The organism is Bradyrhizobium sp. Unk1 (assembly GCF_059512345.1).
The window spans coordinates 1-11,083 of sequence record NZ_JCAMOP010000090.1; the positions used below are offsets into that span (position 1 = coordinate 1).

Here is an 11,083-nt window from a genome sequence, read left to right on the forward strand (position 1 = left end):
CGCCAGCTGATCAGCCCGGCCCATGCCGGCGAACGCGGTGACCCGCCGCCAGCTACACCACGCTTAGGGACACGATCTCCGGGTTGGGGTGAACTACCACTTCTGACTAGCAGGAGCTTTGATCTGACGTTCTGTTTTCTTTCTACGGCAACTCACCCTGGACGTAGCGACCTCGTTTCCATGAGCTCCGGCTTTCAAGTTGGACCAGAAAGGGGCCGCTGAGATGCGGTCCCTTAGCGGTACAATCGCGACTCGTGATGAAATCGCCAGCCCGGCAGAGCTGCGCAGTCTGCCGCCAGAGTACGCGACTTCACGGTCAGGTGGGAGCGCTCCTCCTACAGCTACGACATGCCATGGCACAATTTGTCTGGGCCGACAGGAGGGATTTCGCGATGAACTGCATCAAGAAAATGTCTGTCGCGGGTATCGTTGCGTTCGGGGCGGTCGCTGGTCCGAGCGCAGGTTTATTAGCTACGGCCCTCCTCGGCTCAGTCTCGCTCGCCGAAGCCCGGAACACGCCTTGTTCAGGCAAGAAAGGTGGTATTTCTCATTGTGAGAATGGTAAGTTTGTTTGCAAGAACGGAACGATTAGCCAATCCAAACAGACATGTTCTCATAATTGGTCACCTCCGGCAGAAGCATGAAGAGATCGTGACCGGCCACTGAGTCGCCTCTCGCTTTACTCAATCGCGCGATCGAGGCTTTTTGCGCTGCCGGTCGTGCTTGAATCGGGGAAGCCGAACCTAAAGGCGACCGAGGGCTCAAAAGATCACACCGCCCGCCCGCCTGACGACAAGGCTTTGTGGTGGGGCAAAGACGGTACTGTCCAGAATCTTTCGCACTTTTGATCAGGCGACGGCTCCGGTTTCAGAGAGTTGTGGCTGATAGAGCGGTCGCATGTTCATGTAGCATTTGGTCGACCACGCCGTTCCCGCAATGTGCCGCAGCCTGGCCGCCGCCAAGTTGAGACAGGATTGACCGTCGGGGAAGGCACCGACGACACGGGTTCGTCGCCGGATCTCCTTCATGATGCGCTCGAGCGGATTGTTCGTTCGAATCTTCCGCCAATGGATGTCCGGAAAGGCATAGTAGGCGAGCGTCTCGTGAACCGCCTGCTCGACGAGATCAGCAGCTTTGGCCATACGGCTTGCCCGCAGATCCGCGATGGCGGCCCTGGCTTTCTCGTCGGCCGCGGCGCGGCTCTCCAGGGCATGAAGGGCCTTGAGCATGTGGCTCACCTCGCGGACCCGGGTCGACGGCACGTGGCTGAAGACATTGCGATAAAAATGCACCATGCAGCGTTGATAGCGGGCCTCCGGCAGATAATCCGCAACGCTTTCGACAAGCCCTCGGCACGCATCGGAAACCACCAACTGCACGCCCCTGAGACCGCGATCGACGAGATGCTGCAGAAACGATGACCAGCCGGATTTGTCCTCCTTGGCGCCCTCACAGATGCCGAGGATCTCCCGGAACCCCTCGGCATTGACTGCCGAGGCCACCAGCAGCGAGACGTTGCGAACCTCACCAGCCCAGCTGCGCTTCACGGATGCTCGCCTTCGATCCTGCGATTCCGCCACGCCTCGATCTTGGTATAGATCTTCTTGTTCAGGTTCGACACTGTGCTCGGGCTGACCCGGGTGCCCCACAGCGCCTCCGTGATGTCTTCGACCCGCCGAACCGAAATTCCGGCCAGATACATCTCGATCAGCGCCTCCTCGACCGAGCTCTCCCGCCTCCGGTAGCGCTCGATAATTGCCGTCTCGAAGGTTTGCCGCCGTAGCTTCGGGACCTTCAGATTGACGTCGCCCGCCTTGGTGTGCAGCGTTCGCTCGTAGCTGCCTGCCCGCGTGTCCTGCCGGGCCGGGCTGCGCTCATACCGTCCAGCCCCGCACAACTGGTCCGCTTCGGCCTCCAGCATCGCGTTCAGGGTCTCTTCCACCGTCCCGCGGACCATCTCGCCCAGGTGATCTCGAATCCGGGCCTCATCAATTTGGATCACCTGACCCATGGCATTCCCATCGTTCATTCAAAGCTCCTTCATTCTAGAAGAAGCCGTCAATCCTGAAAGTGCGAAAGACTCTGTACGTTATCACCTCAGCTGGCGGCCAAAGGGGTTCACGATGTAGGCCGCTGAGGATAGGGCAAGGAGGAACGCCTAACTCGGACAACGCTGCTCTTGCACAGGCACGTCCGATCGCAAACTCATGCCTTCTCCCGACGACGGCCGTGGCCACGGCTCCTTCATGCGAGGGCAGGAGTTCGGCTCCGCCATTCCAAGTACCGGGACAGGTGCGCACAACAACGTCCGACGGCAGCAGCTGACGGCTTGATCGCGAGCACCGCCGCTGAAGATTGCTACTATAGCTGCATGGCTCTTGCATGTTACGCTCGTCACTTTCTTGGAGCGCAACGGCTACGTAGGCTCAATGCGCTGGATTCCGATGATGCCCGTTGTCAGCTCAACCCGCGATCTCGATCGCTTTTGAAGCGGGGTGCCGGAGCGCTCGTCCGATCTGAGCGAATTGGTGGAACATGACGAATACCGCGATCATTCCGGCGCCCAGCTCAGCGATTGCCTGGCTGGCCAAAAGTCCGTTGAAACCCCACATGGGCGGGAATAGCAGTACGGCCGGTATGAAGAGATATCCCTGCCTCGCCAAGGAAACAAGTGCACTGAGACGTGCTCTCCCGAATGACTGAAGCATCGTTGTCGCGACGCTCTGAATACCAAAAAGCCCAAAAAAGAGATGGAAGGCGCTGCAGGTCGAGACCGCGAGTCTCGTGACATTCTCGCTATCACTGAACAGCCCGACCAAAGGCCGGGCAAAAATCACAACGGCCGCAGAATAGGCAACGGAAAGAGCGACAGTCATCGAGAGCATCAATTTCGCAGCCTTCAATACGCGAGCAAAGTCTCCTGCGCCCCAACCGAAACCCAGGACAGCTTGAGAGCCTATACAGAAGCCGGTGACAGGCAGTGCGCCGATCGTCAGCAACCGCACAGCTATTCCCACGGCGGCGATCGAATCGTCGCCGAACGGCGCAGCAGCTCTGTACAAGAGCATAAAGTCAACGGCAGATAAAATGCTGGTTATACTCGCCGGCGCCCCAATGAATGCGAGCTGTCTGATGCGATCTGCTCGCACTGAGATGTGAGATGCCCTGACGCGGACTATCCCGCGAGCATTCGTAAAGTACGCGATATAGAGGCTTATGGCTGCGATCTGAGATACCAGCGTTGCGAGGGCTGCGCCTCGCACGCCCAGGTCTAGTAAGAATATGAAGACCGGATCGAGCACAGCGTTCAGTGTGAAGGCGGTCATCATCGTCCACATGCTGAATCGTGTGTTACCCTCGGCTCTGACGATGAAGCCGTTGACCATGTTTAGTAGCATCACGGTGTACCCGAACAAAAGCGTCGCCGCGTAGTCGAGCGCCAAGGGCGTAATGGTTGGACTTGCCCCGAGCGTTACAAAGATCCCTCGCAGGTTTAGAAGCAAAGCGACCGTCACGATGATGCCGATCGGAGCGGCGAGCGCGAGCGCGGTACTCGCGCCTCGACTCGCCTCCAGGTAGTCACCAGCGCCAAAATGACGAGATATGAGCGACGCTGTTCCAACCCCGATCCCCTGTCCGACTGCCGTAAGCAAGACCACGATGGGCAGGGTCATGCTGACAGCTGCCATCGCCTGCACGCCAAGTGCGCCAACAAAGATCAAGTTGACGACCTGCTGAAACGCGTTGATCGATAAGCCAATAATTGAGGGAATGGCGAGCCGCAGGATGAGGCTCGAAAGGTTGGGATCCGATAGATCGATGTGCTGTTTATTCCTTGGCATTACATCGCGATCTCGGCGGCGAAATCCGTATCCGGATTATCCATGGATTACGGCGTCGCCCGCTTTTCCGAACTCGTTGATCGTCTGCAACAGCTCCTGTTGCAACACCGTGCAAAGATTGCGGGTCACTTCATAGCTGACCTTGGTCGAATTGTACGTCGTTTCGATCTGTAGACGGCCGTCTCGATATCCGACACTGAACCAAAAGAGGTATTTCATAGCCGCCTCAACTACATCTTGGCCGATCCAGACTGGAGAAGGTGCCTTGGTTAGCAGACGTCGTGGAAAGTGGCGCTGCAAACCCGGTCGATAATTCAATCCTATTTTGGGTAAGGGCAGGCGATCGATCCGGCTCCGCACGGCTGGATCTCGATTTAGGATTTTCATTGCCCGAAAGCCTATGCCGCTGCGTGGCATGGCATTGCGCTGGCGGTATATTGAACGAGCACGATCGGCACGGAGCTCCGATCTCACGAGAACCAAGGGAAGCGGAACGATCTCGCTGACAACCCCGATAATCTCAGATGGATCGAGATCGTCAAACAGCCGACCTCGGTTTGAAATAACGCTATCAATCCAGAGCGAATAGTTGCCGAAAACGCGTCCAAAGGAACCAGATATGGCGGCAAGAAACACATCAAAGTCCTGACAGTCCGCAGATCCGGCTGCAATATTGAGGAGATCAGCTGTGGCGTTTTTATCAATCTCGAAATGGTGCTTGGCCTGATCTTCCCAAAGCGCCCGGCAGTTCGCCTCATCCGCGCGGCCTTCAAGACGTGCATAGTAAAGCTCTCTCGCGCTCACTTCCGAAAAGCTCGCGCCGCCCGAGGAAGTGTCGCTGACGTGCAAATCGAACTGATGGTAATCAATGCTCTCCCAGTATTTGAGTTCGGTTGGCGCTTCGCTGTTAGCGTAGTGCTCAAGGCGCTTCAACCATCCAGAGAGCTTTTGTATGCTCTCGGGACCCCTCACGGCGTGGCCTGAGGCAAGGGCGTTGTACGCCGCATCCAATGCTTCCAAGAACAATCTATAGCCTATCCCGTCCGCCACAAAATGATGCATCAAGACCAGCAGATAGTAATCGCGCCTTTCAGATGTGCGGAACGCCGTGACGTGAACAAGAGACGTCTGGCCATCAAACCGAAAGATATGTTGACGTCTGGCAGAGATGCTTTCGATGGCCTCACGCTGCTGTAGGCCGGTCATTCCGACAAGATCGATTTCCTCAACGAGGCGTTGGGCCACAGACGGTTTGATTGTCAGGCGTAGACCATCCTCGATTCGGGTAATACGGAGTCTGAGGCCTTCGTGCCTATCCATGACATGGGCAAGGGCGCGCTCCAGGAGCGGGATATTCAGGGCGACGCCGGGCAAAAAGAACAGATCGCCGATGTTGAAATGCTCGTCAAAGCCAAAAAGACGGGTCCAAGATGAGATTATGGGGGCAACTCGCAATGAGCCATCTGCGGAAGGGGAGCTATGGAGTGTAACCGCCGCTCCCTCTGCCGCCAATTCCCTGATGGTGGGTGTTCGATAGAGTTGGTTGACAGTGAGAGTTAACCCAGCTTTGCGCGCCAGCGTGACGCAACGCACGCTCAGAAGGGAGTTTCCGCCGATATCAAAGAAGCTCCGATCGATTCCGACCCGCTTGGCGCCTAATAGATCCTGCCAGATCCCAGCAAGGATAAGCTCCTCTTTCGTGCGCGGTTCAGCAGATCGACCAGGACCGACTTCGCGGTAAGGAACGGACGACAATCTAGCTCGATCTATTTTTCCGCTCGCCGTAAGGGGGATGCCGTCAACCAAACGGAAGGCGGAGGGAATCATGTAGGATGGCAATGTTTGGCGCAGGTGGGTGACAATATCCCCAGAACTTAGACTTTCGCGAGCCGGAACCACGATTGCGCTCAAGCGACGCTGGTCATCCATGCCGTCTGCGATAACCGCAGCCTTTGCGATTGCCGGATGTGACTCGAGGGCTGTTTCGACCTCCTCCAGCTCGATACGAAAGCCGCGTACCTTGGTCTGGTTGTCCGAGCGGCCGCAGATCTGGAGGAGGCCGCTGGTTGAGATGCGTGCGATATCGCCAGTTCGATAGAGAACGCTGTATTGTCCGTGATCATACGGATTGGGTACGAAACAGCGGCTGGTCCGATCTTGATCCTGCCAGTACCCAGCGCTCAAGCAGCGTCCCGCGATGCACAGTTCGCCAGAAGCTCCGACAGGGACTCTCTTCAAGTGAGCATCGAGCACGTAGAGCTTGACGTTATCGATTGGGCGCCCAATGGGGACGAGTGACGAGCCGTCGTGGTCCGACGTATCATAGACTGCTGCATTGGATGCACATTCTGTAGCACCATAGAAGTTCCACAAGGGCACGTCCGGGAAATGCGCACGCCAGCGAACGGGGAGCGAGGAAGGCATCGGTTCAGCGCTGCTTGTAACCAACCGCAACGTCGTCGGTTGCGGGTGCCGTTCCTGGGAAGCAATGAGGCCGGACAAAAGCGGCGGCGAGGCAAATAAGCGGGTCACGCGATGTCTAGCCAGCGTGCACAACAATAGATCTGGATCCAGCAACTGCTCTTGGGTCAGGATCAGCGCGGGTACACCTCTCAGAAGTCCCCCAAGGTACTCCCAAGCGGAGGCGACAAGTGACGCGGACTTCTGGACAGCTATGACGTCTGTACTATCGAAGGGAAAGCGTCGCCACATCCAGTGCAATCGATTGAGAATTGCCGACTCTGGTATAAGAACCCCCTTCGCCTTTCCGGTTGAAGATGACGTGTATATAAGGCTTGCAATTCGCTGAGCCGGCGGTGTGCCGTCGCGCTCAAGCTTCTGCGCTGGCGCGCAGCTCCCTCCCAAGGTTAATAGACAAATCGACGGCATGTCAAAACCGAGGTCGAAGCTATTTGCGTGAACCAAAAGCTTTGCCTGACTATCTCGGAGGATGTGTTCGACGCGATCACGTGGATAATCGGGGGATATCGGGACAACAATGGACTGCAATGCTCGTGCGGCAAGAATAATAGCGGCCACGTCGGGCGATCGGTCGACCAGCATGGCGACCATATCACCAGCCCCTAGGCCCGTAGCCACCAGCTGCGACCTGATAGCTGTTACACGCTCACGCAGGTGGTTGAATGTGATTTCACCGAAATCACCAAAATACGCCACCTGGTTAGGATGGGAGGCACTTATTTGCTCGAACGCTTCAATAAGCGGACATTCATTCGTATATGGCTGCGCCGCCCCATCCAGCGAGTCCAGCATCGCGATATCTGACGCGTTGACGCAACTCAGATCGTTAATTGGCGCAAGCGGCTTCTCAATGCAGGCTGCAATCAGACAGCGTAAATTCTCTGCCATGCGAAGAATCAGATCGCGGGAAAATATGTCTTCCGCATACGCTAGCTGAAGGGCAATTTCGTCGCCCTGCTCTTGTGCGTACAATGTCAGGTCGAATTTTACATAGCCGGTGTCATATTCGCGGAATGACAGATCCAGCTCATGTGGGCCATGTGGCTCCGCAGCCTCGGAGTACATGTTGAACATGACCTGGAAGATCGGTGATCGATCCGCTTCGCGATGTAGCTGGGTATCCCTTACCATCCAGCCGAAAGGATATGCCGAATTTGCAATGGCATCGCTGACCAAGCTATGGATGCGCAAGGCATGAACTGTAAAGGACTGCTCGACATCGATCGCGGCGCGGATCGGCAGCATATTGAGGAAAAAGCCAACGATATCAGCGCTGCCAGGTTGATCCCGTACCACGTGCGGTATGCCAACGATAATATCGTTCTGACCGCTATACATCCGCAGCAGCAGTTTGAAGCATGCGAGGAGTGTTGTCGACGTGGTGCACCTATGTCGATACGCAAACTCCCGTATCTGATTGGAGAGCTCGCTATCAAGCAGCACCGGATGCGAGGCGCCGCGATGGGAATTTGTCTGCGGCCGCGCTCTTCCCGTTCCAAGCGAAAGCACCGGCGGATTATCACCGATCTGACGACGCCAATAGCTACGTTGGTTGGCCAGCGCCTCTGGGGTAGCGTGTTGTGTTTCCCAGGCCGCGTAAGTCGAGAGTGACGCCCGGTTCTCTGGCAAAAACGCCGCGGCATCTGCGTACCTTTGCCGAAGGTCCCTAAGTAGAACTGAGATCGACCAGGCATCGATGATAATTTCGTGAGCGGTGATTAGTATGAGATGATTGTCAGGGCCAAAACGGATCATGCGCGCGCGAAACAAATGACCTTGGCAGAGATCAAAGCTGCCGTTCAGCTCTGTTCGCCGAAACTCAGCGACCAACTCCTCCGCTTGCTGCGGTGTCAGATGAGATGCATCAGTCAATTCAAGAGCGCATTGCGGAGCCTCAAAAAGCTGAACCGGACCGTCCTCGTCGATAAAGCGGGCCGAAAGTGCCTGATGGGCATGAACGACATCGCTCCAGGCGCGATGGAATGCGGCCAGATCGATGAGGTTCCTTATTCGTATTCCACCTTGAATGACGTAGTTCCGGGCAGACGGATCGAGCTGCGAGAGAAACCATAGGTGCTCCTGAACCCGCGTCAGAGGCGATCGCGCAAGCTTTCCGGTTGCCGGGGCTATGCACGGTTCGGATTCGATTCGGGCCGAGATCGAGGCCGCAAGAGATCGGATCGTTCCATTCAGGACTAGCCTGAAATCCGGTCTCACTCCGAGCTGGATCTGCAACTGACCCAATATGAGCATTGCCCGGAGCGAGTCGCCGCCGAGGGTTATGAACTGGTCATTCACGCCAATGTTCTCAATACGTAGAACGGCGGACCAGATCTGACACAGCTTGGCTTCGAGCTCTGTTTGCGGCTCCTCAAATGGCGTCGGCAAGAGAGGGCGGACACTGTAGGGGTCCGGCAATGCTCCAAAATCGACCTTTCCGTTTCTTGTCAGTGGAATACCGCCGACGTGGATGATCCGTTCTGGAAGCATGTAGGTGGGAAGCGCTTCGGCAAGAAAGTCCTGAAGCTCGCTTTGCGCCAGCTCAGCCGGAGCTGACACATACGCGAAGAGGCGTCTCGATCCACTTTCCCCCCCGGCCCTGGTTATGTCTCTCGCCGTAAGCTTTACGCCTGCGCAGGAGGCGACCACGACGGCGCCGCGCACCAAATGATGAGCGGAGAGGCGGGCTTCGATTTCTCCCAGCTCAATTCTGTGCCCGCGGATTTTGACCTGACGGTCCCGTCGACCGAGACATTCCAAAAGGCCATCGGGACGAACGCGCCCGAGATCACCTGTCCTGTATAGGCGCTGAAAGGATAGTTCGCTTGAGAACGGGTTTGGCCCAAAGGCATCCTTGGTGCGGACATCGTCATTGACGTAACCAGTAGCGACACCAACGCCGCTAACACAGATTTCGCCGACCTCTCCCGTGTTGCACAGCCGCGGTCCGTCGGCGACATAAACCTCAAGGTTAGAAATCGGTTCGCCGATCGGAACATAAGAGTCAGCCAGCCCAGGCGGTACGGAAACCAGATGATGCGTAACTCCGTCCGCGCATTCGGTCGGCCCATAGTGGTTAAGAATGGGGACCCCGGGATACAAGGCAAGCCAGGCGCGCGCCAATCCGGGTGTTAAGGGTTCTCCGACCGTAGAAATAATTCGCAAGCTGTCCAGAGCTCGCTCGGCCACCGCAAGCGACTGCAGATAGTCAACAAAAACTGCAAGCATCGACGGAACGAATTGAACAACCGTCACGCCGTAACCTTGAATCGCTTTGAGGAGGGTCACCGGCGATCTCAGTGTCGTATCATCAATAATCGCGACACTGCCTCCTACGCAAAGCCCCGCCAGCAGCTGCCACAGCGATATGTCAAAGCAGTGCGAGGCCGTCTGAGCGATGCAATCGGTCTGAGCGAGGGCTAAGGCATCAATCTTTGCCGCCAAATGATTGTTTAGGGCTGCGCGCTCGATCATTGCGCCCTTAGGCTGGCCGGTCGAACCAGACGTAAATAGAATGTAGGCGGGCCCATTCTCACTTGACGATGGCACCACAGACGAAGTCTGACCCTGTCGTAACGCCGCCTCCATCGGCATGAATTGCGTGGCGCCCTTGCTATTCGCCTGGAACAGGCCGAGCGAATCCAGCTGGTGTGGGCCAATAATCAGAGCGCAGCGGCTCTGCTCGATCATGAATGATGCACGCGAAGCCGGTAACGATGGATCGAGCGGCAGGTACGTTGATGCCGCCTTCAAAATTGCGACGACCGCAGTCGCCCAGTCGAGGTCCCGCTCACCCCAATAGCCGACGACCGCGCCCTGAGCGCCCCGCTCTCGCAACGTCCTTGCGAGGGCATCCGATCTTGATCGCAGCGCCTTGTAGGTGAGTTCGTCCGCGCCGACCCTCAGCGCAACCCTCTCTGGATCCGATCTTGCATGGCGATCGATCGCCATGATCGCGTCGATCGGCTGACATTCCACAAACCGATTCTTGCCGGATCGAGTTTCCGTAGCCATACGCGTCCCGCCAAGCCCTTAGATCAGAAAATTGTTGGGAGTCCGAACTGCCCGCCGGCGGTGACCGACTCTCGGTGAACTGAACCTCACCAGCTCTCAGCATCAGACGTGCCAACTTGGCCAAAGGACGGATTAATGTGCTTTTTGCGGCGGCCGGGCGCGGCGCCTCGCGTGTTCATTGTCTGACCCCGAACATAACCGTCTTCAACCGAACGCGGTCATGTTAGGTCATTGCCAATCAATCCTGACTAGATAGGGCCCCGGTATGAACGCCTCGTCATTTGCGCCCAAAGGTGAATATGGCCGAGCCAGATGGCGCGAGTCAGCCTCCGCGCTATAACCACTCGACCATACCACTTGGATCTCGCCTCTTCATGGCGGCAAAGCTGGGCGGCGGATTTATCGGTGTGGACACAGCGCGGTAGCGTCGAGGATACATTTTGAGCTGTCACTGGTTCCATGCTCGCGACGAGCTCGAAAACTCCTGACGTCCGACCTATCGGATGTGCCGATCTGCCCTGAGGCGCTGTGCACCGGTGGCATCTGGATGGAGGCCACGTTCACTCATGCCGATCTCGCCGCGCGCTGACATCAACAGCTTGCGAACGGTCTCGACCTCGTCCTTGCAAATGCCAGATGCTATCAGCTCGCGACACCGCCGCCGGACGAAGTAGAGTCGAGGAGAGGCGCGGTGATGCGCTTGTCGCGCGTTCCGTTTCCTCTCCCCGCTCATCAAACCGGACGTG

The 11,083-nt window shown here is 57.0% G+C and carries 4 protein-coding genes and 1 pseudogene; 1 reads left to right on the forward strand and 4 read right to left on the reverse strand.

Going from position 1 to position 11,083, the window contains the following annotated elements:
* Positions 1 to 410: 410 nt before the first annotated feature.
* The gene (locus AC5ZFO_RS46045) at positions 411 to 644 is read left to right on the forward strand and encodes a YdcA family protein (protein WP_496124011.1); all 234 of its coding nucleotides are present in this window, start codon (positions 411 to 413) and stop codon (positions 642 to 644) included.
* 204 nt (positions 645 to 848) lie between these two features.
* Here AC5ZFO_RS46045 and AC5ZFO_RS46050 read toward each other — a convergent pair.
* The 4 genes and pseudogenes from AC5ZFO_RS46050 to AC5ZFO_RS46065 all read right to left on the reverse strand — a co-directional run bounded on the left by AC5ZFO_RS46050 (position 849) and on the right by AC5ZFO_RS46065 (position 10,337).
* Positions 849 to 2,011, reverse strand: a pseudogene (locus AC5ZFO_RS46050) (IS256 family transposase).
* Positions 2,012 to 2,045: 34 nt separating this feature from the next.
* Entirely contained in the window at positions 2,046 to 2,384 is a 339-nt protein-coding gene (locus tag AC5ZFO_RS46055; protein ID WP_496124008.1) for a hypothetical protein, read from the reverse strand.
* A 78-nt stretch (positions 2,385 to 2,462) separates the two neighbouring features.
* On the reverse strand, positions 2,463 to 3,842 hold the full coding sequence (locus tag AC5ZFO_RS46060) for an MATE family efflux transporter (RefSeq protein WP_496124009.1): 1,380 nt from the start codon (positions 3,840 to 3,842) through the stop codon (positions 2,463 to 2,465).
* Between the two features lie 36 nt (positions 3,843 to 3,878).
* A complete protein-coding gene (locus tag AC5ZFO_RS46065; RefSeq protein WP_496124010.1) occupies positions 3,879 to 10,337 on the reverse strand; it encodes an amino acid adenylation domain-containing protein in 6,459 nt (2,152 codons plus the stop codon).
* Positions 10,338 to 11,083 lie beyond the last annotated feature (746 nt).

What these genes read in the sequence shown, in the direction of transcription:
- AC5ZFO_RS46045 (WP_496124011.1), top strand. Translation starts at nt 411, where the DNA reads ATGTCTGTCGCGGGTATCGTTGCGTTCGGGGCGGTCGCTGGTCCGAGC.
- AC5ZFO_RS46055 (WP_496124008.1), bottom strand. Translation starts at nt 2,384, where the DNA reads ATGCAAGAGCCATGCAGCTATAGTAGCAATCTTCAGCGGCGGTGCTCG.
- AC5ZFO_RS46060 (WP_496124009.1), bottom strand. Translation starts at nt 3,842, where the DNA reads ATGCCAAGGAATAAACAGCACATCGATCTATCGGATCCCAACCTTTCG.
- AC5ZFO_RS46065 (WP_496124010.1), bottom strand. Translation starts at nt 10,337, where the DNA reads ATGGCTACGGAAACTCGATCCGGCAAGAATCGGTTTGTGGAATGTCAG.